This window comes from Lysobacter korlensis, assembly GCF_042434515.1.
On record NZ_JBHLTG010000005.1, the window covers coordinates 21,746 to 42,771 of the forward strand.

Annotated in this window: 26 protein-coding genes; 12 read left to right on the forward strand and 14 right to left on the reverse strand. The window is 69.5% G+C overall.

Annotated elements, in window-relative coordinates; translation table 11 throughout:
• Positions 1–13: 13 nt before the first annotated feature.
• From ACFFGH_RS19400 to ACFFGH_RS19410, 3 genes are read right to left on the reverse strand one after another with little or no spacing between them, the layout of a single operon-like run.
• Complete coding sequence (locus ACFFGH_RS19400; RefSeq protein ID WP_386671358.1) at positions 14–1,123, reverse strand: AMP-binding protein; 1,110 nt, start codon at positions 1,121–1,123, stop codon at positions 14–16.
• A 25-nt stretch (positions 1,124–1,148) separates the two neighbouring features.
• Positions 1,149–2,030 (reverse strand): 1,4-dihydroxy-2-naphthoyl-CoA synthase, encoded by an 882-nt coding sequence (locus tag ACFFGH_RS19405; protein WP_386671360.1) that lies wholly within the window; start codon positions 2,028–2,030, stop codon positions 1,149–1,151.
• Positions 2,030–2,542 (reverse strand): hypothetical protein, encoded by a 513-nt coding sequence (locus tag ACFFGH_RS19410; RefSeq protein ID WP_386671362.1) that lies wholly within the window; start codon positions 2,540–2,542, stop codon positions 2,030–2,032. The genes ACFFGH_RS19405 and ACFFGH_RS19410 overlap by 1 nt, the downstream gene beginning before the upstream one ends.
• A gap of 61 nt (positions 2,543–2,603) precedes the next feature.
• Between ACFFGH_RS19410 and ACFFGH_RS19415 the strand changes: the two genes are divergently transcribed.
• Entirely contained in the window at positions 2,604–3,578 is a 975-nt protein-coding gene (locus ACFFGH_RS19415; protein ID WP_386671364.1) for an o-succinylbenzoate synthase, read from the forward strand.
• 57 nt (positions 3,579–3,635) lie between these two features.
• Here ACFFGH_RS19415 and ccsB read toward each other — a convergent pair whose 3' ends face one another.
• From ccsB to ACFFGH_RS19440, 5 genes are read right to left on the reverse strand one after another with little or no spacing between them, the layout of a single operon-like run.
• Positions 3,636–4,604 carry a c-type cytochrome biogenesis protein CcsB gene (gene ccsB / locus ACFFGH_RS19420; protein ID WP_386671366.1) on the reverse strand — a complete coding sequence of 323 codons (969 nt, stop codon included), beginning with the start codon at positions 4,602–4,604 and terminating at the stop codon, positions 3,636–3,638.
• 4 nt (positions 4,605–4,608) lie between these two features.
• The gene (gene resB, locus ACFFGH_RS19425) at positions 4,609–6,327 is read right to left on the reverse strand and encodes a cytochrome c biogenesis protein ResB (RefSeq protein WP_386671368.1); all 1,719 of its coding nucleotides are present in this window, start codon (positions 6,325–6,327) and stop codon (positions 4,609–4,611) included.
• Complete coding sequence (locus ACFFGH_RS19430; RefSeq protein WP_386671370.1) at positions 6,305–7,036, reverse strand: cytochrome c biogenesis CcdA family protein; 732 nt, start codon at positions 7,034–7,036, stop codon at positions 6,305–6,307. The genes resB and ACFFGH_RS19430 overlap by 23 nt, the downstream gene beginning before the upstream one ends.
• Positions 7,036–7,668 (reverse strand): TlpA disulfide reductase family protein, encoded by a 633-nt coding sequence (locus ACFFGH_RS19435; protein WP_386671372.1) that lies wholly within the window; start codon positions 7,666–7,668, stop codon positions 7,036–7,038. Before ACFFGH_RS19435 ends, ACFFGH_RS19430 begins: the two co-directional genes overlap by 1 nt.
• The gene (locus ACFFGH_RS19440; RefSeq protein WP_386671374.1) at positions 7,665–8,312 is read right to left on the reverse strand and encodes a histidine phosphatase family protein; all 648 of its coding nucleotides are present in this window, start codon (positions 8,310–8,312) and stop codon (positions 7,665–7,667) included. Before ACFFGH_RS19440 ends, ACFFGH_RS19435 begins: the two co-directional genes overlap by 4 nt.
• 102 nt (positions 8,313–8,414) lie before the next feature.
• Here ACFFGH_RS19440 and aspS point away from each other — a divergent pair, with 102 nt between their 5' ends.
• Genes aspS through ACFFGH_RS19455 form a run of 3 tightly spaced genes read left to right on the forward strand, consistent with a single transcriptional unit; the run spans position 8,415 to position 10,535 of the window.
• Positions 8,415–9,725, forward strand: coding sequence for an aspartate--tRNA(Asn) ligase (gene aspS / locus ACFFGH_RS19445; RefSeq protein WP_386671376.1), 1,311 nt, complete (start codon positions 8,415–8,417; stop codon positions 9,723–9,725).
• A 49-nt stretch (positions 9,726–9,774) separates the two neighbouring features.
• The gene (locus ACFFGH_RS19450) at positions 9,775–10,155 is read left to right on the forward strand and encodes a VOC family protein (protein WP_386671378.1); all 381 of its coding nucleotides are present in this window, start codon (positions 9,775–9,777) and stop codon (positions 10,153–10,155) included.
• Positions 10,156–10,172: 17 nt separating this feature from the next.
• Complete coding sequence (locus tag ACFFGH_RS19455; protein WP_386671380.1) at positions 10,173–10,535, forward strand: DUF6841 family protein; 363 nt, start codon at positions 10,173–10,175, stop codon at positions 10,533–10,535.
• 27 nt (positions 10,536–10,562) lie between these two features.
• Here ACFFGH_RS19455 and ACFFGH_RS19460 read toward each other — a convergent pair whose 3' ends face one another.
• The 5 genes from ACFFGH_RS19460 to ACFFGH_RS19480 form a co-directional block, all read right to left on the reverse strand.
• The gene (locus tag ACFFGH_RS19460; protein WP_386671382.1) at positions 10,563–11,399 is read right to left on the reverse strand and encodes a glycoside hydrolase family 25 domain-containing protein; all 837 of its coding nucleotides are present in this window, start codon (positions 11,397–11,399) and stop codon (positions 10,563–10,565) included.
• A 62-nt stretch (positions 11,400–11,461) separates the two neighbouring features.
• On the reverse strand, positions 11,462–12,013 hold the full coding sequence (locus tag ACFFGH_RS19465) for an NADPH-dependent FMN reductase (protein WP_386671384.1): 552 nt from the start codon (positions 12,011–12,013) through the stop codon (positions 11,462–11,464).
• Positions 12,014–12,111: 98 nt separating this feature from the next.
• A complete protein-coding gene (locus ACFFGH_RS19470; RefSeq protein ID WP_386671386.1) occupies positions 12,112–12,363 on the reverse strand; it encodes a glutaredoxin family protein in 252 nt (83 codons plus the stop codon).
• A gap of 8 nt (positions 12,364–12,371) precedes the next feature.
• Positions 12,372–12,470, reverse strand: coding sequence for a 30S ribosomal protein bS22 (locus tag ACFFGH_RS19475; protein WP_003792170.1), 99 nt, complete (start codon positions 12,468–12,470; stop codon positions 12,372–12,374).
• Between the two features lie 96 nt (positions 12,471–12,566).
• Positions 12,567–12,878, reverse strand: a complete 312-nt coding sequence (locus ACFFGH_RS19480) for an excisionase family DNA-binding protein (RefSeq protein WP_386672415.1) — start codon at positions 12,876–12,878, stop codon at positions 12,567–12,569.
• Between ACFFGH_RS19480 and ACFFGH_RS19485 the strand changes: the two genes are divergently transcribed.
• From ACFFGH_RS19485 to ACFFGH_RS19495, 3 genes are all read left to right on the forward strand, one after another.
• On the forward strand, positions 12,866–14,329 hold the full coding sequence (locus tag ACFFGH_RS19485) for a TrkH family potassium uptake protein (protein ID WP_386671397.1): 1,464 nt from the start codon (positions 12,866–12,868) through the stop codon (positions 14,327–14,329). The two genes, ACFFGH_RS19480 and ACFFGH_RS19485, sit on opposite strands and share 13 nt — an antisense overlap.
• The gene (locus tag ACFFGH_RS19490; protein WP_386671399.1) at positions 14,322–14,993 is read left to right on the forward strand and encodes a potassium channel family protein; all 672 of its coding nucleotides are present in this window, start codon (positions 14,322–14,324) and stop codon (positions 14,991–14,993) included. The genes ACFFGH_RS19485 and ACFFGH_RS19490 overlap by 8 nt, the downstream gene beginning before the upstream one ends.
• 102 nt (positions 14,994–15,095) lie before the next feature.
• Positions 15,096–16,058, forward strand: a complete 963-nt coding sequence (locus ACFFGH_RS19495; RefSeq protein ID WP_386671401.1) for a cation diffusion facilitator family transporter — start codon at positions 15,096–15,098, stop codon at positions 16,056–16,058.
• A 1-nt stretch (position 16,059) separates the two neighbouring features.
• On the opposite strand, the gene tadA is transcribed toward ACFFGH_RS19495, so the two are convergent.
• Entirely contained in the window at positions 16,060–16,515 is a 456-nt protein-coding gene (tadA, locus tag ACFFGH_RS19500; RefSeq protein ID WP_386671403.1) for a tRNA adenosine(34) deaminase TadA, read from the reverse strand.
• A 107-nt stretch (positions 16,516–16,622) separates the two neighbouring features.
• Between tadA and upp the strand changes: the two genes are divergently transcribed.
• The 5 genes from upp to ACFFGH_RS19525 all read left to right on the forward strand — a co-directional run bounded on the left by upp (position 16,623) and on the right by ACFFGH_RS19525 (position 20,862).
• Positions 16,623–17,255 (forward strand): uracil phosphoribosyltransferase, encoded by a 633-nt coding sequence (gene upp, locus ACFFGH_RS19505; protein WP_386671405.1) that lies wholly within the window; start codon positions 16,623–16,625, stop codon positions 17,253–17,255.
• A complete protein-coding gene (locus ACFFGH_RS19510) occupies positions 17,242–17,838 on the forward strand; it encodes a pentapeptide repeat-containing protein (protein ID WP_386671407.1) in 597 nt (198 codons plus the stop codon). The genes upp and ACFFGH_RS19510 overlap by 14 nt, the downstream gene beginning before the upstream one ends.
• A gap of 220 nt (positions 17,839–18,058) precedes the next feature.
• Positions 18,059–18,844 carry a winged helix-turn-helix domain-containing protein gene (locus tag ACFFGH_RS19515; protein WP_386671408.1) on the forward strand — a complete coding sequence of 262 codons (786 nt, stop codon included), beginning with the start codon at positions 18,059–18,061 and terminating at the stop codon, positions 18,842–18,844.
• A gap of 128 nt (positions 18,845–18,972) precedes the next feature.
• The gene (locus tag ACFFGH_RS19520; RefSeq protein WP_386671410.1) at positions 18,973–20,337 is read left to right on the forward strand and encodes an NAD(P)/FAD-dependent oxidoreductase; all 1,365 of its coding nucleotides are present in this window, start codon (positions 18,973–18,975) and stop codon (positions 20,335–20,337) included.
• A 63-nt stretch (positions 20,338–20,400) separates the two neighbouring features.
• Positions 20,401–20,862, forward strand: coding sequence for a RidA family protein (locus tag ACFFGH_RS19525; RefSeq protein ID WP_386671412.1), 462 nt, complete (start codon positions 20,401–20,403; stop codon positions 20,860–20,862).
• Positions 20,863–21,026 lie beyond the last annotated feature (164 nt).

Sequence of the window (21,026 nt, forward strand, 5' to 3'; positions counted from 1 at the left end):
TGACGCGGATCGCTCAGCCCGCGGAGGCGGCGAGCCGGGCCGCGGCGATCCGGTCCGGCTTGCCGCTCGGCAGCTGCGGCATCCGGTCGACCACCATAACCTGAGCGGGCCGAGCCGCCACGCCCATCGCGGCGACGGCGTCCTGCAGCGTGTCCAGCTCGACCGGCACCGTGGTGACCACGGCGGGGGCCTGTCCCCACTCCGCATGCGGCACGGCGACCACGATCGCGTCCGCCTGTCCCGGAATGCGACGCACGTGCTCCTCCACCGCACCGAGCGACACCTTGACTCCGCCGCTGATGAGCACATCATCGAGGCGCCCGATGACCCGCACGACGCCCTCCACCACCTCACCCGCGTCGCCGGTGCGGTACTCGCGGGCGCCCCCTTGGGCCGGGAAGCGACTCCGCGTCAGCGCATCCTCCCCGAGATAGCCCTCCGCCAGCACGCTGCCCGAAATCCGGAGCTCCCCGTCCACCGCACGGACCCGCGTGTCACCGATCGGCACCCCGTCGTACACGCACCCGCCGCAGGTCTCGCTGGAGCCGTAGCTGCGGGTCACGTTGAGCCCGAGCTCGAGCGCCGCTTCCAGCAGCGAGTCCGGCGTCGCCTGCCCGCCGACCAGGATGCGGTCGAATCTGCGCAGCAGCCGCAGCACCTCCGGATCCTCACTGGACACCAGACGCGCGAGCTGCGCCGGAACGAACGACGCGAGGCGCACCGGCGCATCCATCCGCCCGGCCGCCGCGGTGAACGACGCGGCGTCGAACCGGCCCTCCGCGACCACCGGATCGATGCCCGCGGTGATCGAGCGGACGAGCACGTTGATTCCCGCGATGTAGTGCACCGGCAGGGCCAGCAGCCACTGCCCGTCGCCACCGAGGGAAGACGCGGACGCCGCGGCGCTTGCGAGGACCGCGTCCGCGCTCAGCGCCACCAGCTTCGGGGCGCCGCTCGATCCGCTGGTCGCCACGACGACAGCGACCCGACGCTCGACTTCCCGCGGCGGCGCGGAGACTTCGCCGCCATCCGGGACCGGGTGCACCGCGTCGCCTCCGGCGAGTGCGGCACGCAGCGCCTCGAAGGTCTCCGCCGGCCGTGCGACGCGCAGCGGACGAGTCATCCCCGCGCTCCGGGCCGGAGCACGCTCAGTACTGCCACGGGAACGGCGACCAGTCCGGCGATCGCTTCTCGAGGAAGGCGTCGCGGCCCTCCGCCGCCTCATCGGTCCCGTAGGCGAGCCGGGTCGCCTCCCCGGCGAACACCTGCTGTCCGATGAGGCCGTCGTCCACCGCGTTGAAGGCGAACTTCAGCATCCGGATGGCGGTCGGCGACTTGGTGAGGATCTCCTCCGCCCACTCGATCGCCGTGCTCTCGAGCTCCGCGTGCGGCACGACCGCGTTGACGGCGCCCATCTCGTATGCCCGCTGTGCGTCGTAATCCCGGGCGAGGAAGAACACCTCCCTGGCGAACTTCTGCCCGATCTGGCGGGCGAAGTAGGCGCTGCCGTACCCGGCGTCGAAGGAGCCGACGTCGGCGTCGGTCTGCTTGAACCGGCCGTGCTCGGCGGAGGCGATCGTCAGGTCGCACACCACGTGCAGCGAGTGCCCGCCGCCGGCCGCCCAGCCGGGGACCACCGCGATCACCACCTTCGGCATGAACCGGATGAGCCGCTGCACCTCGAGGATGTGGAGCCTGGACGCCCTGGTGCCGCCCTCGTCGTACTGGTAGCCGGCCGCACCGCGCACCCGCTGGTCGCCTCCGGAGCAGAAGGCCCAGCCGCCGTCCTTCGGGCTCGGCCCGTTCCCGGTGAGCAGCACAACACCGATTCCCGGGTTCTGCCGTGCATCGTCGAGCGCCGCGGCGAGCTCGTCCACACTCTGCGGACGGAACGCGTTCCGCACCTCTGGCCGGTTGAACGCGACGCGGGCGATGCGGCCGTCCGCCGAGTGGTGGTAGGTGATGTCGGTGAGCCCGTCGAAACCGGGCACCGGCCGCCAGACCGATTCGTCGAAGAGCTCCGACACCATCAGAGGATCGCTCCGGTGAACGTGCCGAGCAGCACGACGAGCACGAACGGATTCGCGAGCACGCTGAGCACCACCGCGGCGATCCCCCAGCCACGGCCGAGGTTCAGCGCGGCCGCGAGCAGCCCGCCGAGGAAGGTGAGGATGGTCCCGAAGATGGTGACGTACGCGATCGAGAGGGCGACGTCATCCGAGCCCGAGTTGCTGAGCACGATGCCGACGACGTTCGCCGCGAACAGCAGTGCCGCGAGGACGAAGGCGACGATCCCGAGCAAGCGGCGGCGGTCGCGGATGACCAGCTTGACCGGCTCCGGTTCCCCGTCGGCATCCTCCCGGACGGGCTCGTCCGTGCCGCCGGGCGAGACGTTCCGCGGGGCAGCAGCATCCGGTGCGGGCACGGGCTCTGCGAAGGACGCCTCGGTCAGGTAGCCGTCCGGGCGGATGCCGACGTCCGGCGCCGGCTCACGCGGCGGCGAGTCGGGATCCTGCCCGCGTCGCGGGTCGTCCAGTGTCACGACGGCCAGCCTAGCCACGTTCCCCTGCGCGATCCGCGGGTTCCCGGTGGGACGATGAAGCATGCACATCCCGTTTCCGGAGCTCGCGGCCAGCGCCCGAGTGGTCTCGCTGCCGCTGCGCACCCGGTTCCGGGGCATCGACGTGCGGGAGGCGATGCTGCTGCGCGGACCCGCCGGATGGACCGAGTTCTCCCCCTTCGTCGAGTACGGCGACGAGGAGGCCGCAGCCTGGCTGCGCGCCGCGATCGACTTCGGCTGGAGCGATCACCCGGGAACGGGAAGCGTGCGGGTCAACGCGACACTGCCTGTGGTGAGCGTCGACCGGGTGCCGGAGCTGCTGGCCCGCTTCCCCGGCACCCGCACCGTGAAGGTGAAGGTCGCGGATCCCGCTTCGACCGTCGCCGAGGACGCCGCACGCGTCGGAGCGGTGCGCCGGGCAATCGGCCCGGAGGGCCGGATCCGGGTCGACGCGAACGGCGCCTGGACGGTGGACGAGGCCGAGCACGCCATCCACGCGTTCGCGGAACATGATCTCGAGTACGTCGAGCAGCCATGCGCGACCCTCGACGAGCTTGCGGAGATCCGGCGCCGCGTCAAATACATGGGTGTGCCGATCGCCGCGGACGAGAGCGTGCGGAAGGCCGCCGACCCGCTCGCCGTCGTCGCCGCGGAGGCCGCGGACATCCTGGTGCTGAAGGTGCAGCCGCTGGGCGGCATCCGCGCCGCGCTGCGCATCGCCGGCCAGGCAGGGCTTCCCGTCGTCGTCTCCAGCGCCCTCGAGACGTCGGTCGGCATCGCGATGGGCGCCCACCTCGCCGCACAGCTGGGCACGGAGGAGTACGACGCCGGGCTCGGCACGGCGGCCCTGCTCGCCGCCGATGTCACGTCGTCGCCGCTGCTGCCCCGCGACGGTGCGATCGAGGTGCGCCGGGTCGAACCGGACGAGGACCTCATCGAGCGCCACACCGCACCGCCGGAGCGGCAGCTGTGGTGGATGCAGCGCCTGGAACGCTGTGCGGCACTCGTCGGGGAGTGACTCGATAGCGCCTTTCGGCGCCCCCCACCCCCGACTGACTCAGAGGCCCGTACTGACTCAGAGGCCCGAGTAGACGTGCAGTCCCTTGAAGAAGAGGTTCACGATCGTGAAGTTGAACAGCACTGCGCTGAAGCCGATGATCGCGAGCCACGCCGCGCGTGAGCCGCGCCAGCCCCTCGTGGCGCGGGCGTGGATGTAGCCCGCGAAGATCACCCAGATGATGAAGGTCCACACCTCTTTGGTGTCCCAGCCCCAGTAGCGGCCCCACGCGCGTTCCGCCCAGATGGCGCCGAAGATGAGCGTGAAGCTCCAGAAGACGAAGCCGACGACGTTCAGCCGGTAGGCGAGCGACTCCAGCGCACTCGCGCCGGGCAGCGTCCGGAGGAAGCGGTAGCCGGCGGCCTTGCCCGCCTCGCGCCGCGCCTGCAGCAGCTGCAGCGCCGAGAGGCCCGCTCCGAGAGCGAAGAACGCGGTGCCGAGGATCGCGACGAGCACGTGCACGACGATCCAGACGGACTGCAGCGCCGGCGGGAGCGGAACCGGCCCGACGTAGAAGTTCACGGTGGCGAGCACCAGCGCGAGCAGCGCGAAACCGGTGACGTAGGTGCCGAGGTAGGCCACCTTCTGCCACAGATTCACCGCCAGGAAGACGCCGACGATGATCAGGATGCCGGTGAGGGCGAACTCGTACATGTTCGACCACGGCACCCTGCCGCCTGCCGCGAGGCCGCGCAGCACCACGGCGATCAGGTTGACCGCGAAGCCGATGGTGGCGAGTGCCATGCCGACCCGCCCGAAACGCGACGTGCGCGGCGGCTGGTCCCGGAGGGAGGCCGGGCGCACGGCGGTTGTGAGCGTTCCGCCGGCCGTCGCGGCCTGTGCCGTGCCGGTGTTCACCGCGGCTGGCTGCTCGAGCGGGGCGGCGCGCTTCGCGAGGTCCAGGGTGAACGCGATGAACGAGAAGGCGTAGACCACGATCGCCGAGATCGCGGCGACCAGCGAATAGGAGGTCAGCAGCTCGTTCACGCAGTCATCCTAGTCGCGGCCCTTCGACGCGCTCGGGGACCGTGCGTTCGAGGGCTGACCTGTGCTTCTCGGCGATCTCGGCGACCGCCCGGTCGAGGCCCGGGTCGTCGCCGCGCGCGAGGCCCGCGTATTCCAGCGTCAGTCCGCCGTCCGGCCGCCGCACCGCCTTCACCCAGACGCGACGGCGCGGCACGAAGAGCCCGGTGACGATGCCGGCGAGGGCGAGCACCGCGAAGCCGAGCACCCAGCCCTGCGTCGGGTCGTGGTGGAAGTCGAGGCTGACGAAGCGTCGCAGCTCCTCGAAGGTGACGCTGCCGAGGCCGTCCGGAAGGTCGACGGTGTCGCCGATCTCGAGCACCAGCGACTCCTCCTCGGTGTCGGTGCCGGTCCGCTTGGTCAGTTCATCCACATCGAGCTCGTAAGCGTTCCGGCCGACGCCCTCGTCGAGGCCGAGGTCCCCGGTGTAGAGGTTCAGGGTGAGCACCGGCTGATCCGGCTCCGGCCAGATCGAGGTGAGGGCTCCCGTGGCGGTCGCCGTCGCAGACGGGTAGAAGAAGCCGAGGAAGGCCAGGTCGTCGGGCTGGGCGTCCGGCACCTTGATCACACCGAGCGAGGTGAGGTTCGCATCCTGCGGCAGGAACGGCACCGGCTGCGAGAATGCGATGTCGCCGTTGGCGTCGCGAACGGTGAGCACGGGGGCGAAGCCGTTCCCGAGCAGGTACGCCTGCGTGCCGCCGATGGACAGTGGCGCGTTGACCTTGATCGCGTCGGTCCGCTCGTCGCCGTCGGCCGTGGTGGTCGTGACGTGTGCGGTGTAGTCCAGCGGCTGCGGCCCGAAGTTCTCGGGGTTGAGCGTGTACTCGGCCTCGAACTCGTCGAGGGCGACGCTGAACGGCTCCAGCATGGTCTCGTCGAAGAAGCGGCCCTCGGTGAACGAGTCGTAGCTTGTCAGCAGGTTGGTGAAGGACGCACCCTGCACGATCACCCGCTGCCCGTTGTAGGCGAACCCGCCGCCGATGCCGACGGCGACCAGGATGCCGACGAGGGCCGCATGGAACACCAGGTTGCCGGTCTCACGCAGATAGCCGCGTTCTGCAGACACGGAGGCGGAGGTGGCGTCGTCGTACCGTTCGATGCGGTAGCCCTGCTTCTTCAGCAGCGCCGCCGCCTCGCTGACCGCCGTCTCGGCATCCGCGTCGGTGTGGCCGGTCGTGAATCCGCTGAGCCGCTGCAGCCGCGCCGGCGTGCGCGGCGGGCGGGAGCGGAGTGCCGCGAGGTGGTGCTTGGTGCGTGGCAGCACGCACCCGATCAGGGAGAGGAAGAGCAGCAGGTAGATCGCCGAGAACCACACCGAGGTGTACACGTCGAACAGCTGCAGTGCGTTCAGCACGTCGAAGAGCTGCGGGTCGTTCTGGCGGTACTGCGCGACCCCGTTCGGGTCGGAGCTGCGTTGCGGGAACAGCGATCCCGGCACCGCGGCGACCGCGAGCAGCAGCAGGAGCAGCAGTGCCGTGCGCATGCTGGTCAGCTGCCGCCAGAAGAACCGCAGGTACCCGACCGGGCCGAGCGCCGGCTGCGTCACCCGCTCGTCACCGCCGTCGTCACCGCCGTCGCCGTCATTGTTCCCGTTTCGGCTCGCTGTGCCTGCCGCGGCGGGTGCAACAGGCCGGAACGGGAACTCTGAGGTCTGGTCGACGTGGTCAGAGGGCCGGGACGAATCCACCGATCACCGCCCCCAGCCGTGAGAGCACGATCTGCCAGAGCCCCGTCACCATGGCGAGGCCGACGACGATCAGCAGCGAGCCGCCCGCGATGTTGACGGCCCGGATGTGGCGCCGCACCCACCCGACGGAGCTGCCCACCCAGCCGAAGCCGAGCGCCACCAGCAGGAACGGGAGCCCGAGTCCGAGGCAGTAGACCACGCCGATGAGCACAGCGCGTGGCGGGTCCTGCACGGCGAGCGCGCTGACCGCGACGATCGTCGGGCCGATGCAGGGCGTCCAGCCGATGGCGAAGACCGCGCCGAGGAGCGGCGCCCCGACGAGGCCCGCCTTCGGCTGCCAGCGCGGCTTCAGCGTGCGCTGCAGGAAGGTGACCTGCCCGATGAACACGAGGCCCATCAGGATCACGAGCACGCCGGCGAGCGGCGTGAGCACGTGCTCCCACTCGAGGAGGAACCGCGCCGCCGACCCGACGAGCGCGAAGTAGGCGAGGAACACGACCGTGAATCCGAGCACGAACAGCCCGACACCGCCGACGAGCCGGCCGCGTCGGCGCTCGGACGAGTCCGTCATCCCGCTCACGTAGCCGAGATAGCCGGGGACCAGCGGCAGCACGCACGGGGAGAGGAAGGACAGCACCCCGGCGAGCAGGGCGATGGGGAGTGCCAGCAGCAGGCTGCCGCTGGCGACGATGACGCCGGCGTCGCCCACTACGTGTCCTCGTCGGCGGTGGACGCCCCGGACTCGTCGAGCACCCGCTGGATCATCGACTCGAGGATCGACGGAGCGCCGATGCGGCCGCTGATGCGGGCGGCGACCCGGCCCTCCCGGTCCATCACCAGGGTGGTGGGCACCGCGTTCGGCGGCACGTCGCCGGCGAACGCGAGCTGCACGCGGTTGCGCTGGGCGTCGAGGATCGACGGATACGTGATGCCGTAGGTGCGCTCGAACGCCTCCGCGGTGGGCCCGTCGTCGTAGGTGTTGACCCCCACGAACTGCACGCCGTCGTCCGCGAACTCCTGATAGGTCGCCTCGAGGTCGGCCGCCTCGGCGCGGCACGGCGGACACCCGGCGTACCAGAAGTTGACGACGAAGACCTCGCCCTCGAGCTCGGCGCTGGAGATGGTCTTCCCATCCGGCGTCTCGCCCTCGAACCCGATCGGCTCGCCGCGCTCCGCGGGGGCAAGCTCCAGCTCGGTGCCGTCGCCGGAGATGTAGTTCTGGTTGCTGCCGCTGCCGAATCCGGCGAGCGGGTCCTCGGAGGAGGAGCAGCCGGCGAGCAGGACGGACGCGAGCGCCAGCACACCGGCGCCCAGCGTGAGCGTTCGGCGTCGCGGAGTCACACCGCTCCCAGGTCGATGGATGCGATCAGCAGCTCCCGCGCGGGATCCCGGTAGTCCGTCTCGACGAACCCGGTCGCCGCGGCTTCGTCTCGGGCGAACGTCGTCACGCTCGACAGATTGCAGCGCCGGCGACGGGGGTCGTGGTACAGCCGCTTGCCGGTCACCGACCGGTGCACCATCCAGATCGGCAGCTGATGGCTGACGAGCACGACCTCCCCGTAGTCCACCGACTTCCAGGCGTCCTCGAGCATGTGCAGCATCCTCGAGGCGATATCGACGAACGGCTCACCCCAGCTCGGTCGCATGGGGTTCGTGACCCACGGCCACGACGACGGGTTCGCGAGCACCTGCGGGCCGAACTCGAACTTCTTGCCCTCGAAGCGGTTGTGCGGCTCGATGAGGCGATCGTCGGTGTGGACGTCGAGACCGAAGCGCTCCGCCCACGGCTGCGCGGACTCCTGCGCCCGCTCGAGCGGGCTCGCGTACAGCTTGACGACGTCGTGACCCTTCAACGCGTCGACGGCGCTGCCGGCCATCGTGTGCCCGAGCTTGCTGAGCTTGAACCCGGGGATCCGGCCGTAGAGCACCCCGTCGGGGTTGTGCACTTCACCGTGGCGAACGAGATGCAGGAGTGAAGCGGGCACGACAGCCAGTCTACTTTTCCGCCACTGGGCCCCCGTCCGGCCCGGAAAGGGGCAGCACAGCCGGACCCTGAGCCCGCCGAAGGGCGCGACTACACTCTCACCGTGACCGAACGCACCCTGATCAAGCACCTCGCCGCCCGCGACGACGGCCCCGTCACCGTCTCCGGATGGGTCGACACGGTGCGCGATCAGAAGAAGGTGCAGTTCGTCGTGCTCCGCGACGAGTCGGGCGCGCTGCAGCTCGTGAACCCGCGGAACGACGAGACCGCGGACATCGCCGACACCATCTCGAACCTCAGCAACGGCAGCTTCCTCACCGTGACGGGCGACCTGAAGCACGACGAGCGGGTGAAGCTCGGCGGCATCGAGGTGAAGCTGTCAGGCATCGACGTGGTGGGTGCCGCCATACCGGAGACGCCGATCGCCGAGGACTCCAGCGTCGACAAACGACTCGACTGGCGGTTCCTCGATCTCCGCCGGCCGGAGCAGAACCTGATCTTCCGCGTGCAGACCACGTTCGAGCATGCGCTGCGCAGCTGGTGGGTGGAGCGGGACTACATCGAGATCCACACTCCGAAGCTGATGGCGTCGGCGAGCGAATCCCGCGCGGAGCTCTTCGAGGTCGGGTACTTCGAGGGCACCGCTTACCTTGCGCAGAGCCCACAGTTCTTCAAGCAGATGGCGCAGCCGGCCGGGTTCGGCAGGGTGTTCGAGATCGCGCCGGCGTTCCGCGCCGACCCCAGCTTCACGAGCCGCCATGCCACGGAGTTCATCTCCATCGACGCGGAGATCAGCTGGATCGCGGGCCACGACGACGTGATGCGGATGCACGAGGAGCTGCTCGTCGCCGGCCTCACCGCGGTGAAGGAGAAGCACGGGGAGGAGATCACCGCCGCGTTCGGGGTGGAGGTCACCGTGCCGGCCACGCCGTTCCCCCGCATCCCGCTCGCCGAGGCGAAGCGGATCGTCGCGGATCGGGGCTACGTGGTGCCGCGCGCCGACGAGGACATGGACCCGGAGGGTGAGCGCCAGATCGCCGCGTATGTGCAGGAGGAGTTCGGGTCGGAGTTCGTCTTCCTCACCGACTACGCCTCGAGCATCCGGCCGTTCTACCACATGCGCCATGAGGGCGACGCGTCGCTGACCAACAGCTACGACCTGATCTTCAACGGCGTCGAGATCTCGACCGGCGCACAGCGCGAGCACCGGATCGATGTGCTCGAGCAGCAGGCGCGGGAGAAGGGTCTCGACCCCGAGGAGCTGGGGTTCTACCTCGACTTCTTCCGGTACGGCGTTCCCCCGCACGGCGGATTCGGCATGGGACTCAGCCGGGTGATCATGCTGCTGCTGCACCAGCCCTCCATCCGCGAGGTCACCTACCTGTTCCGTGGGCCGAACCGCCTCACCCCGTGATTCGGCGCAGGGGCTCCCGGTACGGGCGCCCGTGCGGGAAAATGGGCGCATGAGGCTTGTGCAGGTCGCCCTCCGCGCCGAGAATCTCGACCGCGCGGCGACGTTCTACGAGCAGCTGCTCGGGTCGCCGCCGGCCGCTCGCTTCGATCCGCCCGGCCTGCTGTTCTTCGATGTCGGCGGCGTGCGGCTGATGTTCGGGCGTGAGGCGGAGCCGTCGCTGGTCTATCTGGGCGTCGATGACGTCGAGCAGACGATCGCCGGACTCCGCGACCGGGTCGAGGTGATCAGCGAGCCGCATGTCATCTTCAGCCATGAGGACGACGCGCTGGGGCCGGCCGGCATGGACGAGTGGCAGGCGTTCGTGCGGGACAGCGAAGGCAACTCCGTCGGACTCGTCAGCTGGAAGCCGCGCGCGTCCAGCGACGCCTGACTCCGCCGGAGGGGAACGTGAGCACCGCCACCGCCGATCGCGTCGAGGAGTTCTTCGAGCGGTATGCCGCCGCGCTCCTCGCCCGGGACGCGCGCGCGGTCGCGGACCTGTACGCCGTGCCTGCGCTCATCCTGTTCCCGGGCAACCCGGTCCCGGTGACGAGTCGCAGCCAGACCGAGCAGTTCTTCGCCGCCTCATGGGTGCAGTACGAGGGCGTCGAGTCCGTGCGGAAGCGGGTCCGGATCCTGGCGGAGGCGCCGTGGAGCGTGTGGGCGGACGTTGCATGGTCGTACGGCGGTGGCCCGCGGGAGCGCTTTTGCTACCAGCTGGTCGACGATGCGGGCCGGCTCCGGATCGCCGTCCTCACACCTTTGCCGTGAACGGGTGACTCCCGACGCCCGCGAACGTCAGATGCAGGAGTAGTCGTAGTCGAGGTCGTTGGCGACGAACTGCGTCATGGTCACCTTGCCGCCCGGCGTGAGCGGAGGCCACGAGCACATGCCCTTCGCCCCGGGAACGCCGTTGGCGCCGGCCAGCCAGCTCGGCAGGCCCCGGAGGTTGCTGGTCGGACTCACCTGTCCGACGATCAGGCTCCACTGGTAGCCGGTGGAGTAGAGGCCCACCCGAGCCCCGATGCTCGTGTAGTAGGCCGTCATGCCTTCGAGGCTCGCGGCGTTCGCGACCTTGTCGCTGCTCCAGGTGTTGATCGTCTCGACGTCGAGCCACCAGAGGTACGCCGACGGATACTTCACGCCCCGGTGGTGAACGTTGTCGTACGCCTTCGCGAACCCGTACATGTACGCGCAGGCACGGTCCTCCGCGCCGGCGCACGTGCCGTACGGATTCCAGATCATGCGGCCGCCGTACACGTTCGATGTCGGCCACCATGAGCCGGCGTGCCCCGGGTTGGCCGTGTTGACGTACAGCGCCACCCGCGGCTGACCCGTGCCGCCGGTCGACTTCGCCGCCCAGGCCAGCTGCGTCGCGAAGCACGGGTTCGTGTTGTTCGCGAGGCCGCCGTTGAGCCCGACGATGGCGAACGCCTGGTTGCGGGGCAGCGCCGTTCCGCACTGCGGCCAGGAGACGTCGTTGCCGAGCAGCGTTCGGGACTTCGCAGCCGGGTTCGCGGCGGCCGACGCGACGCTCGGGGACGGCGCCGCCGAGGCGGCCGACACGCCGGCGGTGCTCAGCACAGCGGCGGTGACGACTCCGACCACGACGGTCCAGCCTCGGGCGGTACGCATGCGAGCAAGTATGCGTGACGGAACGCCGTCTGCCCAGCCCGGGTTTCAGCTGTGGACGGGTTTCAACTGTGGACGACCTGCTCCTCCAACGCCGCCATGAGCTCATCGACCGCCACCTGAAGCCGCGCCTCGAGGACCGGGTCGAGCACGTCGCCGTTCGGCCGGATGCGCATCGGCGCCCGCGAGACGGACAACGGGTCGAGCAGCATCGAATCCATCAGCTGCATCGTGGGGAGGAGCCCCGCGAGGCCGCGGAGTCCGCCGGTGCTGCCTGGGGAGGCGCTCATCAGGAGGGCGGGCTTGCCCACGATCCCGAGTGAGCCGACGAGCCATTCCAGGGCGTTTTTGGTGACCCCGGATGGGGCGTGCAGGTATTCCGGTGACGAGATCACCACGGCTTCAGCGGCGCCAGCCAGCAGGCGGAACTCGCGGACGGGCGCCGGGATGCGATCCCACTCGTCGAGCTCCGGATTGTAGAGCGGGAGCTCGCGCACCAGTTCCTGTCCGACGAGGCGCAGACGCGGTGCCCGGCGCGCGAGCGCCGAGAGCAACGCGAAGTGCAGGGAGTCGGAGCGCAGACTTCCGCAGATCGCCAGCACCGTCTTCGGCTCCATGGCCGGAGGGTAGCGTCACCGCCCGGGAATCGCCAGGGCGGAAGCATGCGGAGTTCACTCGACTGCATCCGACGGTCACAGCCGGAGCTGCGACCGGCTCAGCCGGTGACGGTCAGGGCGTCGCGGAGCCGGTCGGCGTCGACACGCCAGATGGTGTGCACGCGTCCGTCGATCATCACGACCGGGATCTCGTCGCCGTAGGCGCGGGCGAGCTGGTCGTCGTCGAGGATGGATCGCTCCTCGAGCGCCACGTCGGGGAAGTCGGCGAGAACCCGGCCCACCACGCTGCGCGCGTCATCGCACAGATGGCAGCCCGGCTTGCCGATCAGCGTGAGCACGGTGCCGCTCACGGAACCGCCTACTTCTTGTTGCGGCGCTGGTGGCGCGTCTTGCGCAGCAGCTTGCGGTGCTTCTTCTTCGCCATGCGCTTGCGGCGCTTCTTGATGACGGAGCCCATGTCTTCTCCTCGATGTTCGAAAACGGACCGCCCGGTTCCGTTTCAGAACTCGGAAAGATCAACCTCAGGAGTTTAGCCGAAAACCTGGAGGGTTCCTCAGCCCACATCTCGCCGCGGGGTCTGGATGGCGGCCAGGACGGCCGACTCCGGGATTCTGAACGAGCGGCCGAAGCGCACCGCAGGCAGGTCGCCGGGGTGCACGAGCCGGTAGCCGGTCATGTTCGACACCCGCATCAGCGTCGCCAGCTCGGCGAGTGAGGAATCGCGGGTCGCGCGGGTCGTCGGCCATCTCGCCTCTCCCCTTCGCGCCTTCGCGCCCGTGCGGAACCGATGTGACGGGAGTGCTGGCCGGCACCGAGATGAGGCTGGTGTGACGCTTGTCCAGGAGTAGCATCGTGCGCTGTGCAGACGAACGGCGCGATGTGAAGGTTCGGCAGCGCGGTGCGACCAGTGATCGTCGCACCGCGCTGCGGCGGGCCCGCGACTTCATCGACTACATCGCCGAAGCGACGCCCGCACGTTTCGCGATCCTGATCTTCACGTCGCTGATCCTCGTGACGACGCTGCTCCTGTCGCTGCCGATCTCGAGCCGGGACCGGCAGGTGACGCCGCTCGCCGATGCGCTGTTCACGGCGGTCTCCACCATCTGCGTCACCGGCCTCACCACCGTCGACATGGCGACCCACTGGTCGACGTTCGGCAACGTCGTGATCCTGGTCGGCATGCAGGTGGGCGGGATCGGCGTGCTCACCCTGGCGAGCATCATGGGCCTCGTGGTGTCGCGGCGACTCGGGCTGCGGCAGCGCCTGATCGCCGCAAGCGACACCAATCCGTCCCGCATCCACGTCGGTCCGGTGTCGGAGTCCCAGGCCATCCGGCTCGGCGAGATCGGCGGACTGCTCGTCACGGTTGCGGTCAGTCTCCTCGTCATCGAGGCGGCGCTTTCCGCCCTGATCATCCCGCGGCTGCTCGTCGCCGGGTTCGATCCGTGGACGGCGGTGTGGCAGGGCTTCTATTTCGCGACGTCGGCGTTCACCAACACGGGCTTCGTCCCCTCTGAGGCCGGCCTCGATCCCTTCGCCTCCGATCCATGGATGCTGTCCTCGATATCGATCGGCGTCTTTCTCGGGAGCCTCGGCTTCCCCGTGATCTTCGCGCTCGCCCGGAAGGCACGGCGCGGCGGGCGGCTCTCGGTCCACGTGCGGCTCACGCTCATCACGACGACGATCCTGCTCATTCTCGGCGCGATCGCGATCACCGTGCTGGAGTGGTCGAACGAAGCGACGCTGGGCGGTCAGGACGGCGTCGTGCGGCCGATGACCGGCACGTTCCTGTCGGTGATGAGCCGCTCCGGCGGGTTCTCGACCGTCGACATCGCGGAGATGAACGGCGCCACGCTGCTGGTGCTCGACATGCTGATGTTCGTCGGCGGCGGCTCGGCGTCGACCGCCGGCGGCATCAAGGTGACGACCCTCGCGATCCTGTTCCTCGCCGCATTCGCCGAGGCGCGCGGCGACCGCGACATGCAGGTGCTCGACCGCCGGATCCCGAGCGATGTGCTGCGGCTCTCGGTCAGCATCGTGCTGTGGGGCGCCACCATCGTGGCGCTCGCCAGCATCGCCATCCTGCGCCTCACCGACCGGCCGCTGGACATCGTGCTGTTCGACGTGATCTCCGCCTTCGCGACGTGCGGTCTCAGCACGGGTCTGCCGGAGACGCTGCCGGACGCCGGCAAGTACATCCTGTCCGCGACGATGTGGGCGGGTCGCGTTGGTACTGTGACGCTTGCCGCGGCACTCGCGGCGTCGCAGCGCGGTCAGCTGTTCACCCGGGCCGAGGAGAGGATCATCGTTGGTTGAGCGGATCGCGCACAACGCGCCGGTGCTGGTGGTCGGACTCGGCCGCTTCGGCGCCGCAACGGCAGGCCAGCTCGACCGGCTGGACCGGGAGGTGCTGGCCGTCGACAACGACGCGGGGCTGGTGCAGAAGTGGTCGGAGCGGGTGACGCACGCGGTGCAGGCCGATGCCCGCAACATCGACGCGCTGCGCCAGATCGGCGCACAGGAGTTCTCCATCGCGGTCTGCGCAGTCGGCTCGTCGATCGAGGCGAGCGTGCTCATCACCGCGAACCTCGTCGACCTCAAGATCCCGCAGATCTGGGCGAAGGCGATCAGCACATCGCACGGCAAGATCCTCGCCCGAATCGGCGCCAACCACGTCATCTACCCGGAGCGGGAGGCCGGCGAGCGGGTCGCGCATCTGGTCTCCGGCCGCATGCTGGACTTCATCGAGTTCGATGACGACTTCGCGATCGTCAAGATGTATCCGCCCAAAGAGATCCGCGGGATCACGCTCGCGGAGGCGCAGGTCCGCAAGCGCTTCAAGCTCACGGTGGTCGGGATCAAGTCCCCCGGCAAGGAATTCACCTACGCCACCGCGGACACCGTCGTCTCCAACCACGACCTGATCATCGTGTCGGGGCACAGCCAGGACATCGAGCGGTTCGCGACCCTGCAGAGCTGAGCGCCGGCGCGGCAGCGGACGTCACGCCGCGCGTTGAGCCCGCTCTCAGGATCGGGCTCCGGGGAACTCTGACGCCCTCGCCTCAAGTGTAAGTTGAAAGCCATGAGCGCAACCGGCGGCAGCAAGGCGATCATCGCGGCATTCCTGGCGAACACGGGCATCGCGATCACCAAGTTCATCGCCTGGCTCTTCTCCGGATCCAGCTCCATGCTCGCCGAGTCGGTCCACTCCGTCGCCGACGCGGGCAACCAGCTGCTGCTGCTGCTCGGCGGCAAGCGAGCCCGGCGCGCGGCAAGCGCGGAGCACCCGTTCGGCTACGGCCGGGAGCGGTACGTCTACGCTTTCGTCGTCTCGATCATCCTGTTCAGCATCGGGGGGCTGTTCTCGGTCTACGAGGGCATCGACAAGCTCACCCATCCGCATCCGCTCGAGGTGCCGTGGCTGCCGATCGTCGTGCTGTTGATCGCCATCGTGCTCGAGATCTTCTCGTTCCGGACGGCGATCATCGAATCGCTGCCCCACAAGGGCACCGGCACGTGGCTGCAGTTCATCCGCCGCTCGAAGGCGCCGGAGCTGCCGGTCGTGCTGCTCGAGGACCTCGCCGCGCTGCTCGGCCTCGTGCTGGCCCTGCTCGGTGTGAGTCTCACGATCCTCACCGGTGACAGCATGTGGGACGGCATCGGCACCGTCGCGATCGGCGTCCTGCTCATCGTCGTCGCCGTGGCGCTCGGGATCGAGACGAAGAGCCTGCTCGTCGGCGAGGGTGCGTCGGCGCAGGACCTGAACCGGATCCGCGACGTGATCAACGCCCATCCCTCGGTGCAGTCGCTGATCCACATCAAGACGCTGTACCTCGGTCCCGACGAGATGCTCGTCGCCGCGAAGATCGCGTTCCCGCGACAGGCGAAGCTCGCCGAGATGGCGCGGCACATCAACGACGTCGAGACCACGATCCGGTCGGCCGTGCCGGTCGCGCGGGTGATCTACCTGGAGCCCGACGTCTACCTTCCGCCGGGTGCGGCGAACCCGCCGACCGACTCGTTCGTGATCAAGGCCGCCGACTAGTTCAGCGCCTGCCCTCGAAGAAGTCGAGGAGCAGAGCGGCGCACGCCTCAGCCTCCACCCCGGCGATCACCTCGACGCGGTGGTTGAGGCGGCGATCCCGCACCACGTCGTAGACGCTGCCCGCCGCACCCGCCTTCTCGTCCCAGGCGCCGAAGACCAGGCGCGGGATGCGCGCCGAGAGGATCGCCCCGGCGCACATCACGCACGGCTCGAGCGTCACCACGAGGGTCGCGTCGGTCAGGTGCCAGTCGCCGAGCGCTGCGGCCGCGGCGCGGATCGCGAGGATCTCCGCGTGCGCGGTGGGATCGTCCGTCTTCTCCCGCTCGTTCACCGCACGCGCGAGCACCGCGCCGTCGGCGCCGAGCACCAGAGCGGCGACGGGCACGTCACCGGTGGCGAGCGCATCGGGCGCAAGGGCGAGCGCCTCGCGCATCCGCGCCTGGTACATCCCGTTCATCCCGCCTCCGTCCGCCCGCAATTGTGCCCGTTCCGGCTCGATGTGCCTGCCGCGGCGGGAACATCGAGCCGGAATGGGAACAGTAGCGGAGCGATAGATTGACCTCTATGCGCGTACATGTGGCCGACCATCCGCTCATCACCCACAAGCTGACCGTGCTGCGGAACCGGACCACCCCCTCACCGACGTTCCGGGCACTCACCGAAGAGCTCGTCACCCTCCTCGCCTACGAGGCCACGCGTGCCGTGCGCACGGAGCCGATCGACATCGAGACGCCCGTCGGTCCGACGACGGGCCTCGAGATCAGCGAACCGAAGCCGCTGGTCGTGCCCATCCTCCGTGCCGGGCTCGGGATGCTCGAAGGCATGGTGAAGCTGGTCCCGACCGCCGAGGTCGGCTTCCTCGGGATGGTCCGCGACGAGGAGACCCTGCAGCCGACGACGTACGCTCAGCGGCTCCCGGACGACCTGGCGAACCGCCAGTGCTTCGTGCTGGATCCGATGCTCGCCACAGGGGGTTCGCTCATCGCGGCGATCGACTTCCTGTTCGACCGGGGCGCGGTCGACGTCACCGCCATCTGCCTCATCGGCTCCCCGGAGGGTGTGGCCGCCGTCGAGAAGGCGACGGAGGGCCGGGACGTCACCGTCGTGCTCGGCGCGATCGACGAGCGGCTCAACGAGGTGGGCTACATCGTGCCCGGCCTCGGCGACGCCGGCGACCGGCTGTATGGCACCGTCTGAGGGGCGGACGTACCGGCAGGAGGACTGGTACGGGCGGGATCTCGGCGCGGAGCGCTTCGACGGCGACCGCTTCGTCGACTGCGACCTGACCGAGATCACCACCAGCGGCACGATCTTCGACCGCTGCGAGTTCTCCGGCGTGCGGCTGAACGCGTCGGTGCACGACGGCAGCCGCTTCTCGAACTGCGTGTTCCGCGAGTGCTCACTCTTCGACGCCACCTTCCGCGGATGCAGCATGACGGGCAGCCGGTTCGTGTCGAGCGACCTGCGGCCGCTGCATCTCGAGGGCGGGAAGTGGGACTTCGTCAGCTTCTTCGGGGCGGATCTGCGCGGCGTCTCATTCCAGGGGATGCGGCTCGACGAGTCCGACTTCACGAACGCGCGACTGGACTCCGCGTCGTTCCGCGACGCGTCGCTGACGGGCGCGGTGTTCCTCGGCGCGACCCTCCCCGGCGCCGTCTTCACCGGCGCGGACGCCTCCGGCGCACAGCTGGCGGGGCTCTCCTGGCGAGGGGTGCGGATCGACGCGCAGCTCGCGGTGCTGATCGCGCATTCGCTCGGCGCGGTGATCGACGAAACTTGACACGCCCGTCGCCGGTGGTTGAAACTTGCACGCATGACCGACCACGCGCGCGCCCTGACCTCCTCCGAGGCCTTTGGGGATGCCGGCATGATGATGCCGGTTCGCGCCATGTCGTGTTGTCGAATGTGTGCCTAGTCGCACCTCGCCGAGTCCGCTGATTCCCGCCGACTCCACGGAGCACCTCTGCCGCTCCGCACCTCGACAGCTCGACACACTCCGGATGGATGATCCGGCCTTCGCCGCATCCGTCCTCCTCTCCAAGGACTTCTCCGCCATGTCTCTCGCAACGCTCGATCGCCCGACCACCTCCGCTCCGGCTCGCCACGTCGACACCCCCGCTCCGACGCGCCACCTCGAGCCGGCTCCGGAGCCGCAGCCGGCTCAGCCCCGCATCCGCGCCGTGCCAGAGGGCACCGAGGCCCGCGGCTTCGTGCTCTACGTCGGCATCGACGAGGCGAAGGCCGCCGCCGCTGGCACGGATCTCGGCGCCCTCGTCAGCGCCCTCAAGGAGCTGACCAAGCAGCTGGCACCCGGCGCCGAGACGCACGCCGCCGTCGCACTGGCGCCCCGGGGAGCCGGAGGACGCGACGTCGACGTCGTGCGCCTCGCCCTGCAGGACCCATCCGCCCTCGCGAAGCACCGGCAGACCGACGAGCCGGAAGAGAAGCCGACCGGCGGGATCGTCGTGGACATCTCCCGCAAGCGGGTGCTGCTCGACGACGAGTCGGTCGGGTTGACCTACAAGGAGTTCGAGCTGCTGCAGTACCTGGTGCTGCGCGAGGGCCGCACCATCGAACGCGCCGAGCTGCTCGCGAAACTGTGGTCGGACGGCGACGACGAGGCCCCGAACGAGCGAACCATCGACGTGCACGTGCGACGCCTGCGCGCGAAACTCGGCGCGTACGAGGACATCGTTCGCACGGTCCGCGGCGCCGGCTACCGGTTCGACCGCCACGCCGACGTGCAGATCCGCTACGCCTCCACGCCCTCCCCCGACATGTTCTGAGGGATGGTCTGAGCTCCCGGTCTCGAGCCGGATCGCGGCCGCTGCAGCGCGCGCCGTCGACCTCGCGGATGTCACAAACCGGCCGCCCGCCGTGTCTTAACGTGTGACCCCCTTCAGAGGAGCCTCACATGCGCAGGATACTCATCGCCGGCGGCGGATACGCCGGCTTCTACACCGCCTGGAAACTCGAGAAGTGGCTGCGGCGAGATGAGGCGGAGGTCACGATCGTCGACCCCCGCCCGTACATGACGTACCAGCCGTTCCTCCCCGAGGTCACGGCTGGCTCGGTCGAGGGCAGGCATGTCGCCGTCTCCCTCCGTCGGCACCTGCGGAAGACGGCGGTCGTCGCGGGCACCGTCACCCGGATCGACCATGCGCAGAAGACGGCGACGGTCCGTCCCGCCGATGGCCCCGAACGGCGGATCCAGTACGACATCGTCGTGGTGACCGCCGGTGCCGTCACCCGCACGTTCCCGATTCCGGGAATCGCCGAGCACGCGATCGGCCTCAAGCATGTCGAGGAGGCCGTCGCCGTGCGAGACCGGCTGCTCTCGGCCTTCGAGCGGGCCTCCGTGCTCCCGCCCGGACACGAACGCCGGCGGCTGCTCACGGTGACCGTCGTGGGTGGCGGATTCACCGGTGTGGAGGTCTTCGGCGAGCTGCTCTCCCTGGCGAGCGCGCTGCTGAAGTCCTACCCGGAGCTGCACTTCTCCGACCTCGACTTCCACCTCGTCGAGGCTCAGGGCCGCATCCTGCCCGAGGTCACCGACAAGCCGGGACAGTGGGTCGTCGATCACCTGGAGGAGCGCGGCGCGCACGTGCACCTCAATACCCAGCTCGTCTCGGCCGAGAACGGGCACATCGTGCTGTCCACCGGCGAGGCCTACGACACCGAGCTGCTGATCTGGACCGCAGGCAACGCCTCCAACCCCGTTGTGGCGACGCACACCGACCTCCCGATCGATGCGCGCGGCCTGCTGCGAGTGAGGGCCGATCTGCGTGTCGGCACCGACGACGCCATCGTGCCCGACGCGTGGGGAGCCGGCGACAACGCGGCGGTGCCCGACCTCGCCGTGCCCGTGCCAGGCGCGCGGACCGTGCCCAACGCACAGCACGCCGTGCGGCAGGGCAAGCGGCTCGCGAGGAACCTCGTCGCGGACCTCCGCGGTGAGGTTCCCCAGCCCTACGTCCACCACAGCCTCGGGGTCGTGGCGACCCTGGGACTCGGCCACGGGATTTTCCAGTACCGCGGGATCGTGATCAAGGGCTTCCTCGGCTGGGTCATCCACCGCGGGTACCACGTCCTGGCGGTGCCGACCTGGGAGCGGAAGGTGCGAGTCCTGCTCGTCTGGCTCACCGCTGTCGTGTTCGGGCGCGACATCGTCTCACTCCTGAGTGTGCAGCGACCGAGGGACGCGTTCCTCGCCGCCCTCCCCTCGCCGCACAAGCGCGACGAATCAGGCGGACCACGGGACCTCCCGCTCGCCGGCTGACCGCCCGAACATCCGGCGGGAACGCGGACCGGACCCGTCCTAGTTCGTTGCGAGCGTCGGGTCATGGAGATCACCCGCATGCAACCCGCCGGCCTCGTCGTGAGCCCGGCATTCAGCCACGTCGCGATCGTTCCGCCGGGCGCAACGACCATCTACGTCGGTGGCCAGAACGGCGTCGACTCCAGCGGCTCGGTCGTGTCGGCCGACGTCGCTGCGCAGTCGGTGCGAGCCGTCGACAACGCGAGCATCGCGCTCGAGGCGGCGGGCGCAACGCTCGCCGACGTCATCCAGTGGACCGTGTTCATCGCCGCAGGCGCCGACCTCGGCGCCGCCTACGGCGCCATCGCGCCGCGACTGGCCACCGGTGGAGCGCCGCCACTCGTCACCGCCGCCGTGGTCGCCGGGCTCGGCGTGCCTGGCGCCCTGATCGAGGTGAGCGCGATCGCCGCGGTGATGCCTGGAATGCATCGGACGGGCGCGCCGAGCTCGGAAAACCCGACCGGGGAAAACTCGCAGGAAAAATAACGAACAGATAACTAGACGCCGTTACCTCGCCGTTATATATTTCAAGAGCGTTAGTTGTTTGCTGTGGCAGCTACCGCGGAATGTGATTGCAGGACACTCTTGGTGCAAGGGAGAGGGCCGGTCGCTAGCCTCTGCGACCGGCCCTCATTCTGTCTCCGGATGGG